The following is a 15,000-nucleotide window of genomic DNA, read 5'->3' as shown; positions in this document are numbered from 1 at the left end:
TATCAAACTACATGCTACGCATGCCTTTTTATCAAAAGGCTTTTTGTCGTACTCTTTTTTTCTAGATTTTTAAGTAAATTTTCAAAAGTTATCCACATTTTCTAATTTTCAATTCTGCAATCATCTATATATTATATCTAAAAGATTATTTCATATTATAATCGCATTACCTTTATTAATGATAAAGTAAAAAACAGTTAGTTTTTGAATAAGTAAAGTTAAGATTCATTTGATATAACTTGTATTAGTATTATAATTATATGTTTGAATACTGGAGGATAGTAGAATTTTCAATAAAACTATAGTAAAATAACTAATTGTATAGAAGAAAATGTAATAAGTATAAAGGGTGAAAAAGATGTTAGAAAAAATAAATAAAAAAAAGCTTCTTATAATAAGTTACAGTGAATTAAGCGCCAATACTTATTATGAACAAATAAAGACTTTGTTTTCAGATAATATAATTTTAGATAAACTTTGTATTGAAGGCCCCAATATTAAAAAAGAGATAAATGCAGATTTAGTGTTAGTCCAATCTCAAGATGTTTTCAAATTTATTAAACCGTATATGAAAAAAGAAATTGATGTAATTATGGCTAACAGGACAATTTCAGAAGTGGGTTTAAAAAAAGTTATGCAAATAGAGGAAGGGGCTTCTGTAGTGCTTATTGATGAAAGTAAGGAAATGGCATTGCAGATGGTTTGGGTTCTGTATCAATTAGGGATAAGGCATATAGATATAGAGCCAGGGTACCCGGGAAGTAATAGGAAAGTTTATAAAGATTATGCTATTGTACTGGGCACGTCTACATGGAACCAATATTCGTGTAAAAAGGTTATTAATATAGGCAATACTCTTTTGGAGCTTAATACCATAATCGATATTGGGGAAAAACTGAATTTAAGTAGTATTTTACAAAGACAAAACATTAGAGAAAGTTATAGGGAGATTGTTACTACAAATTTTGGATTGTCAAATATAATTGGATTGACGAACAGATTTGAAAGTGAGCTAGATATAGTACTTCAGATTTTAGATGATGGTATTATAGGAATTGATAATAAAGGAATAATATGTACTTATACTGAAATGGCAGAAAGTATTATAGGGTATAAAAAAGACTATGTTATGAATAAACATGGTTTAGAGATAATGCCTGACATTCCGTTTAAACAAGCATTAAAGAATATGGAGGCAGTTAAAGAAAAGCTTATAAAAATAAATGGATATGATATAGTAGCATCGGTACATCCGATAATTCATTCGGGAAAACTTTATGGAGCTGTTGCTATAGTAAGAAAGTTTAGTGATATAGAAAAAAATCAGCATAAGTTTAGACAGCAACTTATTGGTAAAGGGCATGTAGCAAAATATAATTTTGAAGACATAATAGGAGAAAGCGAGTCAATAAAAAAGTGTAAGAATATTGCAAAAAGAATGGCGAAATCTGATTCTTCTATTATGATTACAGGGGAAACTGGAACGGGAAAAGAAATGTTTGCGCAAGCTATACATAATAGCTCAAAAAGGAAGGAGTATCAATTTGTAGCAGTAAATTGTGGTGCGCTGCCAGAAAGTCTTTTAGAAAGTGAATTATTTGGATACGAAGAAGGGGCTTTTACGGGAGCAAGAAAAGGTGGCAAACTAGGGCTTTTTGAATTAGCTCATAATGGAACATTATTTCTTGATGAAATTGGAGAAATGCCAATAAATCTTCAAATGAGACTTTTGAGGGTTATTCAGGAAAGAGAAGTTATGAGAATAGGTGGAGACAGAGTAATTAAAGTAAACATTAGAATAATAGCAGCTACAAATAGAAACCTTAAAGAAATGGTTAGAAAAGGTGAATTTAGGGAAGATTTATATTATAGATTAAATGTACTTCCTTTAAAAATTCCACCTTTAAGAGAGAGAAAAGATGATATATTATTTTTAATTAATGAAATGAAGGTTGAATTTGGTGATGAATTTCATTTTACTGAAGATGCAAAAGAAGTGTTGATTAATCATAACTGGAGAGGAAATGTAAGAGAACTTAAAAATTATGTTGAGTATCTTGCTAATTTAGAATTAGAATATATAGATGTAAAAGATTTACCATTTAATGATGAAGTTGATATGAATGAAAATAGTTTAACTTATGATGAGAAAAAGATGTTGGAAGAGTTTTTGGAATCAGCGGATGAAAAACTCGATAAATATATATTTATAATGGAAGAACTTAAAAAAAGTTATACTAGTAAAACCAGAATAGGAAGAAGAACTATATATAAAAAAGCAAAGGATAAGGGATTTTTTATAAGTGAGCAAGAAGCAAGATTAATATTGATTAATTTAGAAAAGTTTCTTATGGCAAAAGTATATAAGGGGAGAGGAGGCAGTGTGATAACGGAATATGGTATTAAAGTGCTTAAGTATTTGAAACTTGAAATGTCAGCTTCAAAATAAGCTGTTTCTTGATGATTAATATATGTAATATTTTCATATGAATTGATGTTTAGAATAATTGGTATTAATGGTGCTAAAAGACAGTACCATTAATACCAATTATTCTATGCTGAAAGAAGTAAACAGAATTTTAGATACTATGGTGAGTTTTAAATTAATTTGATGATGGAAAGTGGTATTTAAATACTAGCATAAGCGTTATTAACAAGGAAATAGTATAATATGAAAATCGTGAAATAAAAACATTAAAAGCTAAAAAAAGAGTCCTCTTTAGTGCATGGCATAATATTTGCTATTTAACTATACATCAAGTAATGTTAGAATCAGGAGGTTAAAAAATGTACAAAGTATTAGCAATAAACCCAGGTTCAACTTCAACTAAAATAGCTATTTATGATGAAAAAGAAGAATTATTTAAAAAGACTATAGAACATTCAAGTGAAGAAGTAGGAAAATATGAAAATATAGCGGATCAGTATGATATGAGATATGAAGCTATAATGAAATTTTTAAAGGAAGTAGATTTTGACGCTCATCATTTAGCAGCAGTAGTTGGAAGAGGAGGAATTTTGCCTCCAGTTAAGTCAGGAGCTTACAAAGTAAACGACTCTATGGTAGAAAGGCTTGCTAAAAGACCAATAGTAGAACACGCGTCAAATTTAGGTGCTATAATTGCATATAGAATAGCAAAGCCTTTAAATATACCAGCTTTTATATATGATTCTGTGGCTGTAGATGAATTTGAGGACATCGCAAGAATATCAGGACTTGCCGATATAAAAAGAGAGAGTTTTATTCATGCCCTAAATATGAGAGCAGCAGCTTTAAAGACAGCAAAAAAGTTGGGAAAACCTTATGAAGAATGTAATTTGGTTGTTGCTCACTTAGGTGGAGGAATATCACTCACTGTTCATAAACAAGGAAAAATGGTAGATGCTGTTACTGATGAAGAAGGACCATTTTCACCAGAGAGATCAGGAAGAGTGCCTTGTAAACGATTAATAGAAATGTGTTATAAAAATGATGAGCGAACAATGAAAAAGAAAATAAGAGGAGATGGTGGCTTAATTTCTTATTTAGGAACTAATAGCGCATTGGATGTAGAAAAGAGAATTGAAAATGGAGATGCTGAAGCCAAATTAGTGTATGAGGCTATGGCATATCAAATTGCAAAAGCAATAGGTGAACTTGCTACTGTGGTAAAAGGTAAGGTTGATGCAGTAGTAATTACAGGGGGAATTGCTTATTCAAAAATGATGACAGGATGGATAAAAGAAAGAGTAGAGTTTATTGCTCCTGTGGAAATATTACCAGGAGAAAATGAGTTAGAATCTCTTGCTTTAGGAGCACTTAGAGTTATAAAGGGAGAAGAAGAGGCGCATGAATATAATTTAGGTTAAATTTAGAATATATTTAGGATGGGGGAAATATTAATGGCAAAGAGTTTATTTAGAAATGAGGTATATTCAGCAAAGGCTTATGTTCCAGGAAAGCCAGTTGAAGATTTAAAGAGGGAATTAAAGATAAATGAAATTGAAAAGCTTGCATCAAATGAAAATCCATTAGGACCATCACCTAAAGCAATGGAATATATTAAAAATGAAGTTAAAAATATAAATATGTATCCTGATTCTGCTGCAAAAAAGGTAAGAGAAAAGTTAGCAGAAAAACATAATGTGAAATTTGAAAATGTTGTAGTTGGTAGTGGCGGAGAAGAGCTTATAAAAACTATTGCGGAAACATTTATAAATCCTGGAGATGAAGTATTAATAGCTACTCCTACTTTTGGTAAGTATGCTACAGATGTATCCTTCTTAGGAGGAATTGTAATTAATGTTCCTCTTGATAAAGAATATAAACAGGATGTTAAAAAAATTGTTGAAAGCGTTAATGAGAAAACTAAATTAATATTTATATGCAATCCTAATAATCCAACAGGAAACATAATGACTAAATCAGAAGAAGATTACTTAGTAAAAAATTTACCACAGGATGTAGTTGTTGTATTTGATGAAGCTTACTACGAATATGCCATAAAAAATAAGGAATATCCTGAGAGTTTAAATATATTAAAAGAAAGGCCTAATACCATAATTTTAAGAACATTTTCAAAGGTAGCAGGAATAGCAGCTGTAAGGTTAGGATATCTTTTAACATCAAAAGAAATCTGTGAGGCTATGTATAAAATAAAATTAACTTTTAGTGTAAACAGACTTGCTCAAGCAGCAGCTTTAGGTGCATTAGAAGATAAGGAACACATAGAAAAAACAGTAGAATTAAATTATAAATCTTTAGCCTTAATGGAAGAGTATTTTGAAAAAAATAACTTTGAATATATAAAATCAAGTGCGAATTTTGTATTTGTTAATGTAAATAAAGATTCTAAAGTAGTATTTCAAAAACTTTTAGAAAAAGGAATAATAATAAGAGCAGGATATTTATGGGGGTGGAATACCTGGCTTAGAGTAAGTACAGGAACTATAGAACAAACTAAAAAATTTATAGAAAAGTTAGAAGAAGTACTTAAGGCTAATTAAATTAATTTATTATATAAGTTTAAAAAGGAGTTGTTAAAGGGGGGGCTTTTAACAACTCCTTTTTATTATTTTGGTAGCTCATCTAAGCTTTTAAGTTCATATCCTTGATTTTTCCATTCTGTAATTACATCATCTAATATTTCGGCATTAGTTTTTGAAACTGCATGTAATAATACAATGGCACCATTATGAGTTTTATCCATTATACGTTTTTTAGCAAATTCATGAGAAGGCTGTTTGTGAGGATCCCAATCCATATAAGCAAAGCTCCAAAATATAGTTTTATAGCCAAGGCTTTTGGTGTTACATAAGGATAGTTCACTATATTTTCCCATAGGTGGTCTAAAGTATTTAGGCATTTTTTTGCCATTTGTAACTTTTTCAAAGGCTTCTTCTACTTCAGTAAATTCTTTATTGAATTTTTCTGTATCTGTTATAGAAGCCATTGAAGGATGATGGGAACTATGATTACATACTAAATGTCCTTCATCAACCATTCTTTTGATTAAATCTTCATTAGAATTAATATAGGGTTTAACCACAAAAAACGCTGCTTTTACTTTATGCTTTTTTAATACATCCAAAATAGGACCGGTATATCCATTTTCATAGCCTTCATCAAAAGTTAGATATAAAACTTTCTTTGAAGTATCTCCTAAATGATAGCAAGAATATTTTGGTACAAAACTTGATGTTTCTTTAGGAGCCAGGGGTGGATTTTTATCCTTACGGGGCTGAAAATACCATTCATATTCTCTAGTGCTAAGTCCATTTTGAGAATTACTTAGATTATTTTTTAAAAAATTTGATATGTCCAGTAATGAATGTCTTTTGTTTTCATAAATGGATTCAATATACATATTAGCATTTTGTGAAGAAATATTATTTTCGCTTTTTTTTAAGTTAACACCAGTTAAAGTGTTAATTGTAAGTATTGATGCAATAGCGGTACTTAATATACGCATATAGCCACCTTCTTTTATATAAACCAAATTTAAGTATAAAAATATTATATGCAAAATTTAAGGTTAAATAAGTGTAAATATAGTGCAAATATGTATAATTGTTTATTTTGAATAGATACGCTTATGGATAATTCATCTGGACTTAGTGGGATAAACAAATTCCCACTAAGTAAGATTCATTGGCACATTCTATATTATTTAAAAGTATTTATGGTGATGTGATAAATGGCTTTGTATAATTTTTTAAAGTATAAAAAGGAATTTTAACTATAGGAATTTCTGATGTGTTAGATGCAATTTCGTTAAACCCTAAATATATTACAATATTACCATTATCTAAATAAAATGGCTGATCGTCTGATATGCCTTTGAAGTTTAGAGAAGTACCAGAAAGATATGTTTCTTTATTTTTATATAACTGTCTTTTGATTTCTTTATTAATAATTTCTTTATATGGAACGCCTGGTTTAAATAGATCCTTTAAGGATAAAGGTTTGCCAGAAACTAAATTGAAGTTATAAGATGTTTTAATATAGGAATGTTTTCCACTTATAAACTCGTAGTAAAACATAGTGATGCTTATAATGTTATTTTTATTATAGGTAATACTATAATTGCTTGAAGTTACAAAAGGAACAAACTTTTTGCCTTGCTTTTCAGCCTTCGTACCATACTCAGTAGATGAGTCTTCCATTTGCTGCTTGAATTCCATAATATCATTTTTAATTGAATTATTAATATCATTTTCTATGTTCTTGTTATATATACCTTTTAGTACAGGGATTTTTAAGTTTTGTTGAATGTATTTTTCTTTAGAGTTTATCTCTTTTGAATTCACTGTAATATTGTTTGGAGTACGCATATAATTAGCGAATGGACAATAAAACGGATATAAAATATACAATGTAAAATTCACCTCTAAATTATTTATATGTAGTTAGTTTTAGAAAATAAGCATAATGCGAAGCAAAGCTTAGTAAGTTAAGAGCTAATAAAGAAGAGTTAATAGTAAAGGATAATTTTTTGTAGTGTAACAGAAAAAATCAACATTAACTATTAGTTCTTCCTTCTTAACTTTTAACTAAAAAAGTTATCTATAATGTTCATCGACTAATTCTAAATAACCTAAATCATCTTTATTTATATTATATATAAGTTACAATTATCAAAGAAAAATCAATTGAATAGCATTACACTGAAAGATATCGTCTATTACGCTGTGAAAATGTTATGCATATAGCTTAAATTAATAGTATAATGAATAGTAGTTATCATTTCATTGAAAGGAGTCCTTATACCTTGCTTACTAAAGATGCAAATATAATAGAAAAAAATAAAATAAAGAATCATATATTTAATGTAACTTGTGAGTCTTTACATCTAGGAATACTTCTAGCAATAGTTGGTGGATTTTTAGATGCTTATACCTTCATAGGAAGAGATGGTGTTTTTGCTAATGCTCAAACAGGAAATATTGTTCTAGTAGGCATAGACGCTTTAAATAAAAATTGGATGCAAACTTTAGTACACGCTCTACCTATTTTAGCATTTATATTGGGAGTAGTAGTTGCTGAAACCATTAAAAAGAATTCGTCTGCTACCTTTATAAAAAATTCAGAGCGTGCTATATTAATTATTGAAATAGCTTTACTTTTCATTATAGGATTTATACCTAATAATGTTTATAATGTTTTTGTAACTGTTACAATTTCTTTTGTAGCATCCATTCAAACTTCTTCTTTTAGAAAATTGGTTGATTCTCCATATGCTACAACTATGTGTACTGGTAATTTACGTTCTGCTTCACAAGCAGCTTATATAGCTTTTACAACTAAAGACAGGAATTCTGCTATAAAAGCCACTCATTATTTTATTGTGATATTTTCATTTTTATTTGGTGCCTTTTTAGGCGGACTTTTCACATTATCTATTGGATCTAAAGCAGTATGGGTTTCTGTTGCTATATTGATTTTTTCACTAATATTACTTAATGAGGATGAGCTTTAATCTGATTTTATAAAAGACAAAAGGTTGTTTGAAAATACATTAAAATACAAACTGCTACTGAATCTTTGCGTCACATTATTTTTATATTGTGAATTTTTACTATAACAAAATAACACTTAATTTATTCTATGCAAAAGATTGTAATAAGGTTAATAAAATTTCTAGTTTTTAAAGCTGTGGATAGGAGCTGGAATTCTTCCTCCTCTAGCTATAAAGTCTTCGCTAGAAAACTTATTTACTGCCATAACGGGAGCATGACCTAAAAGTCCGCCAAATTCAACTACATCCCCAAGTTTTGTACCAGGAGCAGGAATAACTCTTACAGCAGTTGTTTTATTGTTTATAACACCTATAGCAGCTTCATCTGCGATTATAGCCGAAATAGTTGATGCAGAAGTATCTCCGGGGATAGCAATCATATCAAGGCCAACAGAACATACACAGGTCATTGCTTCTAGTTTCTCTATATTTAAAGAACCGTTATTTACAGCATCTATCATACCCGCATCTTCACTAACAGGTATGAAAGCACCACTAAGTCCTCCCACATGACTGCATGCCATTACACCGCCTTTTTTTACAGCATCATTTAATAGAGCAAGTGCTGCTGTAGTTCCATGAGTTCCACAACTTTCAAGTCCAAGCTCTTCAAGTATATGAGCTACACTATCACCAATTGCAGGAGTTGGCGCTAGGGATAAATCTATAATACCAAAAGGAACATTTAGTCTACTAGAAGCTTCTTTTGCCACTAGTTGCCCCATTCTTGTAATTTTGAAAGCGGTTTTCTTTATAGTATCGGCAACAATATCAAAGCTTTGTCCTTTTACTTTTTCTAAAGCTCTTTTTACAACTCCAGGTCCACTTACACCAACGTTTATTATAGTGTCAGCTTCTCCTACACCATGAAAAGCACCAGCCATAAAAGGATTATCTTCAACAGCATTTGCAAATACAACTAGTTTAGCACAGCCTAAACCTTGTGAATCCTTTGTAAGTTCTGCAGTTTTTTTGATTATAGTTCCCATTTCCCTTACGGCATCCATATTTATTCCACATCTAGTAGAACCAACATTAACAGAAGAACATACAAGTTTTGTATGACTTAAAGCTTCAGGAATGGACTGGATCAATATTCTATCGCCTTTAGTATAGCCTTTATGTACCAAAGCTGAAAAACCACCAATAAAATCTATGCCTAAAGTGGCAGCAGCTTTATCAAGTGTTTCAGCATATTTAACATAGTCAGTATCACTAGAGCAACCTGCAATTATTGAAATAGGGGTTACAGAAACTCTTTTATTTACAATAGGAATACCAAATTCATTTTCTATTTGTTTACCTACTCTTACCAGGTTTTCAGCACATCTAGTTATTTTATCATATATTTTAATTCTTGATTTTTCTCCATCAGAATCGCAACAATCTAGAAGTGATATTCCCATAGTTATAGTACGAATATCTAATTTTTCTTCTTCTATCATTTTTATAGTTTCTAATACATTATTTATATTCATTGTAATTCCTCCTAAAGTGTGTGCATTGAATTAAAAATTTCTTCTCTTTGAATTTTTACATCTACACCTAATTCTTTTCCCTTTGATAAAAAAGTTTCTTTAATTTTATCAAAAGACACATTAGAATTAGATAGATCTACTAACATTATCATTGTAAAGAAGTCTTCCATAATAGTTTGAGTTACATCCAAAATATTTATGTTTAGATGTAAAAGTTCATTACTTATACCTGCTATAATACCTACTTTATCTTTTCCAACTACAGTAATAATACCTTTCATAAATAACACCACTCCTATTTTTATATTTTGGTACATATATATTTTGATATATAGAAAAGACTTATATTCAAGTAAAGGGACGAAAAATATTTTCCGCGGTTCCACCCTTCTTGACATAAGTCCATCTTTCAATAGAATATTGCTCCAAAGTTCCATTCATAAATAAATTCTTAGTTGCTTACAGCAAATACAACCTCTCTTTAAAGAAAATAATTACTACTCCTCTTTATCACAGCAGATTATTAAATTTTGAATTGTATAAAAAAAGACTATACCTCAAGGGACGAAAATCATTTCCGCGGTTCCACCCTTTTTGGCATAAGCCCTACTTTATTATTTATCACTCCAAAGCGCCATTCACAATAAGTTCTTAGCTACTTACACTTAGATTGCAGCCTCTCTTAAAAGAAACTTAATACTACTCCTCTTTATCACAGTGACCTATAAAATTGTTTAAAATTATTGTAACATAATTTTAAATATTGTCAATAAAAATATTTTATTCTTTATTTTCCGAATAATAAAATTATAAGTTTGCAGAAAATTATTATTTAAACTATTATAATAATATAAACAATTTAAATTCAGTAATTAAAAATGAAGGACTAATAGTTATTAAAGATTTTTTCTGCTATACTACAAAAAATCTTTAATTAGGTTTTTGAAGACTAAATAAATTATTAGGAGGTATTATAGTGAAATTTATAACATATGAGTTTGGGAGAAAAGAAAGCGTAGGAATTATAAAAGGAGATAAGGTAGTATCTGTAGAGGATATTGCAAATTGTATGTCATGGGAAAAGCCCCAAAGTATGATTGAACTAATAGAGAAATATAGTGAAGATATGCTGAAAAAGATAGAAAATGTTATTAAGAAAAAAGTAGATTTAAAACTTTTATCTTTAAGTGATGTAAAGATAAAAGCACCTATACCTTATCCAAAGAGAAATGTTTTGTGTCTTGGAAAAAATTATGTTGAACATGCAAAGGAAATAAAAATAACTAGAATTGCAGGTACTGGTATACCTGAAGAACCTATATATTTTACAAAGATAGCAGCACCAGCCATAGGTCATGAAGATGAAATAAAATTTTCCTATGAAGTGACGAATCAAGTAGATTATGAAGTTGAACTTGCAATTGTAATTGGAAAGGACGGAGTAAATATCAGAAAAGAGGATGCGGAAGAATATATTTTTGGATATACCATAGTTAATGATGTATCTGCTAGAGATTTACAAGGAAAGCATAAACAGTGGTTTAAAGGAAAAAGTTTAGATACTTTTTGTCCTATGGGACCTTGCATAGTACATAAAAAAGACATTCCATTTCCTGTAGAGTTAAATATCAAATGCAGTGTTAATGGAGAACTAAGACAGAATTCAAATACTAAAAATTTGATATTTGATATTCCGTATATTATAAGTGATTTATCCAAAGGAATGACTTTAAAGGTAGGAGACATTATATGTACTGGTACTCCAAGTGGAGTAGGAATGGGATTTGAACCTATAAAGGTGCTAAAAGATGGTGACTTAATAGAATGTTCCATTGAGAAAATAGGAAAGCTAATTAATAAGGTAAAAGTTATTTAAAGTATGACAGAAAATGTGTGGATAACATAGGTCTTTATAGAGTAAAATACTTATAAATACGCAGGAAATAATCATATAGAATTAGAATACAATTTTACTTAGGCATATTCAAAAAAATAACAAGTCAGTATGTTAGTATATTTTGCGTCATACTGCGTCAATAGAACCCTTTGATAGAACAACTATCAGCGGAACCTGTTTACTTGTCGATCGCAAAATATACTAACATCTTTGACTTGCTATTTTCTTTCATATGCCTTAATAAAATAAAGTTCTTATCAATGGCAATAAGTTTTGATAAGAACTTTGCTTAAAGAAAATTTCGAAAATTATAAGATTAACCTCATTTTCTAATATGGAAATGCCAATTTATTATATTGCTGTTTAAATAGAATCAAATACTGTGTTCAAATCAATTTCAAGATCAGAAAAAATAGATACCTTAATCTTGTTTTCTTCAGTATATGTTTCAGGCCTTCCATATCTCATGTTATCTTGTAGAACAAATACACTTATAAATTTGCCTTCTGGCTCAACTATCCAGTATTCTTTTACACCTGCTTTTTCATATTTATTAAATTTAAAAACTTTATCTCTTCTTGTAGTAGAGGGGGACGATATTTCAATAATTAAAGAAGGTACACCATAATAGCCTGTGCCTTTTAAACCTTCTTTGTTACAAACAATTATAAGATCAGGTTGAACTACATTTGCACAATCTTCATCTTTTTTATTTTCTTCAGGAATTATTAAATCAAAGGGAGCTGTAAATACCCTGCAAGATTTATTAATTAAATAATTTGCAAATTGCCTTGATAATTCTAATGATATTGATTGATGTTGCCATGATGGTGCAGCTTGCATATAAGGTATTCCATCAATAATTTCCCATCTTTCTTCATCAGGCCATGTGAAATAATCAGCATAAGTATATTTCTTGTTTTCTTGTGGTAACGGCATAAAATCACTCCTTTATTCTTAACTTGTGCAATATCTATGAAATTTATAGTTTCTTACATGTATAAATCATATTGTATTAAAAATGTTTAAAAGTTTTGTATAGGATGATTATATTTTATAATATAATTACCAGTAATACAATATAATTGACATTGCGTGATGTAAAAATCTTTAAAGTGATGAAATGCCATCATATATCATTAAATACAAGTTAAAATGTAAATTGTTTCATTCAATCTGAATACACATCTATTTTCCTTAAATCAACTTCAAAATTTATCCATCTAAAACCGTCCCACATAAAGCCACCAAGATGTGGTGAAAATATATATGAAATCCAGCACCAAAATTCTGTACCATCTCTAAGCCACATATATATGGGTTTAAACATAAGGCCTTTCAATGCATTTCCATTAATGTTTACTCCGGTTAAATCAATATTATTATAGCCTCTAGATTTTGATGGAATAGAGTTTGGGGGTGCGCTGATTGGGGAAGGTGATATTAAGTTTCCAATTGTACCACCTACAGGTGAATTACATTGATAACCTCAGCGTGAAAATGGTGAGAAATTAAAAATTTCTTTGTTATCATGCAAGATGTAATCAAACATATAATCATCTCCTTATTAGCAAAATTAAGTATATTTCTTTTTTATATAGATTGAATTTATCATATCGATTAATGTTAGTTAAAAAATTCTGATTATAATATCAGTGTATGAGTTAAACTAAAAAAAGCTATTACCAATACATAATAATTGATAGTGACTGATTTTGACTGAAATCCAAAATATTCATGAGCATTTTTGAAAAAAAGTGATTGTTTTTTGAAAATTCCTATATTATAATGTTTACATAGGCAGTAAAGAAGGTGGTAATAAGTGCTTACAGAAGAAAGACATAATTTGATATTAGAATTTCTAGAGAAAAAAGGAATAGCAAAAATAAATGAGCTTGTAGAAATAACTAATACATCAGAATCTACAATAAGACGTGATCTTACTCTACTTGAAAAGGTTAATGTACTTAAGAGGATACATGGAGGGGCAACGTTACCTAAAGGAAGGTTGACTGAACTTAGTTATCAAGAAAAAGAAGTTCAAAGTGTAAATGAAAAAAGAAGCATAGCTAGATTTGCTGCATCACTTATAGAAGAAGGGGACAGCATTTACTTAGATGCAGGAACATCAACATTTGAAATGATTCAGTATATAGATAAGAAAAATATAATTATAGTTACTAATGGATTAAAGCATATAAATACTCTTGTAGAACAAAATATAAATTCTTATATCCTAGGTGGAAAAATTAAAGTTACCACAAAAGCAGTTGTAGGATCAGATGCTTTAAAAAATCTTCAAAAATTTAGATTTGATAAATGTTTTTTAGGCATTAATGGCATTCATACAGAATGTGGATATACTACACCTGATTCAGAAGAAGCGATACTAAAAGAAAATGCTATGAAACATTCAAAACAAACTTTTGTTTTAGCTGATGAAAGCAAGTTTGGAGAAGTTAGCTTTGTAAAAGTAGGAGATTTAAATGAAGCTGTGATTATTACTAATTCTAGAATGGAAGACTATGAAGATTATAGTGAAAAAGCAATTATAAAGGTGGTAGATAACAAATGATATGTACAGTAACTTTTAATCCATCTATAGATTATGTTATTAAAGTAGATGATTTTAAACCAGCAGCAGTAAACAGAGTGGTTAGTGAAAACAAATATCCTGGTGGAAAAGGTATAAACGTATCAAGAGTTTTAAATAATTTTGGTATAAAGAATACGGCTTTAGGTTTTATAGGAGGTTTTACAGGTGAATTTATAAAAAACTCACTGCAAAATGAAGGTGTTTGCACTGATTTTATAGAGGTTAATGGGGACACAAGAATAAATGTAAAGCTTAAATCTAAAGAGGAAACAGAGATAAATGGAGCTGGTCCTATCGTAAAAGAAGAAGATTTAAATAGATTATTTGAAAAAGTAAAAGCTTTAAACTCTGATGATTATTTAGTACTTGCAGGTAATGTACAAAAGTCACTACCAGCTAACGTATATTCACTAATTCAAGAGATATGTTTAAATAAAAAGGTTAAAGTAATAGTAGATACTACTGGAGAAGCATTAACTTCAACATTAAAATATAAACCATTTTTAATAAAACCCAATAATCACGAATTGGGTGAAATATTCGGAGTAGAAATTGAAACTACAGAAGAAATCATAAGGTATGCGCAAAAGCTTAGAGATATGGGAGCAGAAAATATAATTATATCCATGGCGTCAAAAGGAGCATTACTTTTATGTAATGAAGGTGTATATCAAGCATCAGCACCTAAGGGCACTGTAAAAAATTCAGTAGGTGCAGGAGATTCTATGATAGCAGGTTTTTTAGCAGGTTATTCTCAAAACTTAAATTTAGTTGAAGCTTTAAAATATGGAGCAGCATCAGGAAGTGCTACAGCATTTTCTATGGACTTATGTAAAAAGCAGCAAGTAGAAGCATTACTGAAAGAAATAAATATAACAAAAATATAAAATAGTTCTTAAGATTAGGTGGTGCTTGCTTATGAGGAATACTTTTATTGCATCAGAAGATCATTAAATGCCACTTAGGCATTTGATCCTGGGCAAGATTGTTAAATGTCATTTAGACATTTAACTCATCTGATCATTAAATAAA

General features: G+C 29.5%; 13 protein-coding genes and 1 other annotated feature. Of the genes, 7 read left to right on the top strand and 6 right to left on the bottom strand.

Annotated elements, in window-relative coordinates; genetic code table 11:
- The first annotated feature begins 358 nt into the window (after window positions 1-358).
- From HBE96_RS11650 to hisC, 3 genes are all read left to right on the top strand, one after another.
- Window positions 359-2,449, top strand: coding sequence for a sigma-54 interaction domain-containing protein (locus HBE96_RS11650; protein WP_169297921.1), 2,091 nt, complete (start codon window positions 359-361; stop codon window positions 2,447-2,449).
- 338 nt (window positions 2,450-2,787) lie between these two features.
- Window positions 2,788-3,849, top strand: coding sequence for a butyrate kinase (gene buk, locus HBE96_RS11645; RefSeq protein WP_169297920.1), 1,062 nt, complete (start codon window positions 2,788-2,790; stop codon window positions 3,847-3,849).
- Window positions 3,850-3,882: 33 nt separating this feature from the next.
- Window positions 3,883-4,986 carry a histidinol-phosphate transaminase gene (gene hisC, locus HBE96_RS11640; RefSeq protein ID WP_169297919.1) on the top strand — a complete coding sequence of 368 codons (1,104 nt, stop codon included), beginning with the start codon at window positions 3,883-3,885 and terminating at the stop codon, window positions 4,984-4,986.
- A gap of 65 nt (window positions 4,987-5,051) precedes the next feature.
- Here hisC and pdaA read toward each other — a convergent pair whose 3' ends face one another.
- Complete coding sequence (gene pdaA, locus HBE96_RS11635) at window positions 5,052-5,951, bottom strand: delta-lactam-biosynthetic de-N-acetylase (protein WP_169297918.1); 900 nt, start codon at window positions 5,949-5,951, stop codon at window positions 5,052-5,054.
- Between the two features lie 208 nt (window positions 5,952-6,159).
- Window positions 6,160-6,813, bottom strand: coding sequence for a DUF3298 and DUF4163 domain-containing protein (locus HBE96_RS11630; RefSeq protein WP_243186912.1), 654 nt, complete (start codon window positions 6,811-6,813; stop codon window positions 6,160-6,162).
- A gap of 437 nt (window positions 6,814-7,250) precedes the next feature.
- Here HBE96_RS11630 and HBE96_RS11625 point away from each other — a divergent pair, with 437 nt between their 5' ends.
- Window positions 7,251-7,958 (top strand): YoaK family protein, encoded by a 708-nt coding sequence (locus HBE96_RS11625; protein ID WP_169297916.1) that lies wholly within the window; start codon window positions 7,251-7,253, stop codon window positions 7,956-7,958.
- A 161-nt stretch (window positions 7,959-8,119) separates the two neighbouring features.
- On the opposite strand, the gene HBE96_RS11620 is transcribed toward HBE96_RS11625, so the two are convergent.
- Both HBE96_RS11620 and HBE96_RS11615 read right to left on the bottom strand, forming a co-directional pair.
- A complete protein-coding gene (locus tag HBE96_RS11620; RefSeq protein ID WP_169297915.1) occupies window positions 8,120-9,475 on the bottom strand; it encodes a PFL family protein in 1,356 nt (451 codons plus the stop codon).
- Window positions 9,476-9,486: 11 nt separating this feature from the next.
- Window positions 9,487-9,756, bottom strand: a complete 270-nt coding sequence (locus tag HBE96_RS11615; RefSeq protein WP_169297914.1) for an ACT domain-containing protein — start codon at window positions 9,754-9,756, stop codon at window positions 9,487-9,489.
- Between the two features lie 72 nt (window positions 9,757-9,828).
- Window positions 9,829-9,998, bottom strand: a binding site (T-box leader).
- A 453-nt stretch (window positions 9,999-10,451) separates the two neighbouring features.
- Between HBE96_RS11615 and HBE96_RS11610 the strand changes: the two genes are divergently transcribed.
- Complete coding sequence (locus HBE96_RS11610) at window positions 10,452-11,351, top strand: fumarylacetoacetate hydrolase family protein (RefSeq protein ID WP_169297913.1); 900 nt, start codon at window positions 10,452-10,454, stop codon at window positions 11,349-11,351.
- Window positions 11,352-11,735: 384 nt separating this feature from the next.
- Here HBE96_RS11610 and HBE96_RS11605 read toward each other — a convergent pair whose 3' ends face one another.
- Together HBE96_RS11605 and HBE96_RS26315 are read right to left on the bottom strand one after the other, a co-directional pair.
- The gene (locus HBE96_RS11605; protein WP_169297912.1) at window positions 11,736-12,311 is read right to left on the bottom strand and encodes a Uma2 family endonuclease; all 576 of its coding nucleotides are present in this window, start codon (window positions 12,309-12,311) and stop codon (window positions 11,736-11,738) included.
- 232 nt (window positions 12,312-12,543) lie between these two features.
- Window positions 12,544-12,702 (bottom strand): hypothetical protein, encoded by a 159-nt coding sequence (locus HBE96_RS26315; RefSeq protein WP_243186911.1) that lies wholly within the window; start codon window positions 12,700-12,702, stop codon window positions 12,544-12,546.
- 492 nt (window positions 12,703-13,194) lie between these two features.
- On the opposite strand from HBE96_RS26315, the gene HBE96_RS11595 reads away from it, so the two are divergent.
- Together HBE96_RS11595 and pfkB are read left to right on the top strand one after the other, a co-directional pair.
- Window positions 13,195-13,947 carry a DeoR family transcriptional regulator gene (locus tag HBE96_RS11595; protein WP_169297911.1) on the top strand — a complete coding sequence of 251 codons (753 nt, stop codon included), beginning with the start codon at window positions 13,195-13,197 and terminating at the stop codon, window positions 13,945-13,947.
- Window positions 13,944-14,855, top strand: coding sequence for a 1-phosphofructokinase (gene pfkB, locus HBE96_RS11590; RefSeq protein ID WP_169297910.1), 912 nt, complete (start codon window positions 13,944-13,946; stop codon window positions 14,853-14,855). Before HBE96_RS11595 ends, pfkB begins: the two co-directional genes overlap by 4 nt.
- Window positions 14,856-15,000: the final 145 nt, after the last annotated feature.

The sequence above is a fragment of the Clostridium muellerianum genome, from assembly GCF_012926525.1.
Lineage (GTDB): Bacteria > Bacillota > Clostridia > Clostridiales > Clostridiaceae > Clostridium_AM > Clostridium_AM muellerianum.
This window is presented reverse-complemented; position numbering and strand designations above follow the sequence as displayed.

Coding starts and splice junctions, on each gene's coding strand:
- HBE96_RS11650 (WP_169297921.1), top strand. CDS start 359: ATGTTAGAAAAAATAAATAAAAAAAAGCTTCTTATAATAAGTTACAGT.
- buk (WP_169297920.1), top strand. CDS start 2,788: ATGTACAAAGTATTAGCAATAAACCCAGGTTCAACTTCAACTAAAATA.
- hisC (WP_169297919.1), top strand. CDS start 3,883: ATGGCAAAGAGTTTATTTAGAAATGAGGTATATTCAGCAAAGGCTTAT.
- pdaA (WP_169297918.1), bottom strand. CDS start 5,951: ATGCGTATATTAAGTACCGCTATTGCATCAATACTTACAATTAACACT.
- HBE96_RS11630 (WP_243186912.1), bottom strand. CDS start 6,813: ATGCGTACTCCAAACAATATTACAGTGAATTCAAAAGAGATAAACTCT.
- HBE96_RS11620 (WP_169297915.1), bottom strand. CDS start 9,475: ATGAATATAAATAATGTATTAGAAACTATAAAAATGATAGAAGAAGAA.
- HBE96_RS11615 (WP_169297914.1), bottom strand. CDS start 9,756: ATGAAAGGTATTATTACTGTAGTTGGAAAAGATAAAGTAGGTATTATA.
- HBE96_RS11605 (WP_169297912.1), bottom strand. CDS start 12,311: ATGCCGTTACCACAAGAAAACAAGAAATATACTTATGCTGATTATTTC.
- HBE96_RS26315 (WP_243186911.1), bottom strand. CDS start 12,702: ATGTTTAAACCCATATATATGTGGCTTAGAGATGGTACAGAATTTTGG.
- pfkB (WP_169297910.1), top strand. CDS start 13,944: ATGATATGTACAGTAACTTTTAATCCATCTATAGATTATGTTATTAAA.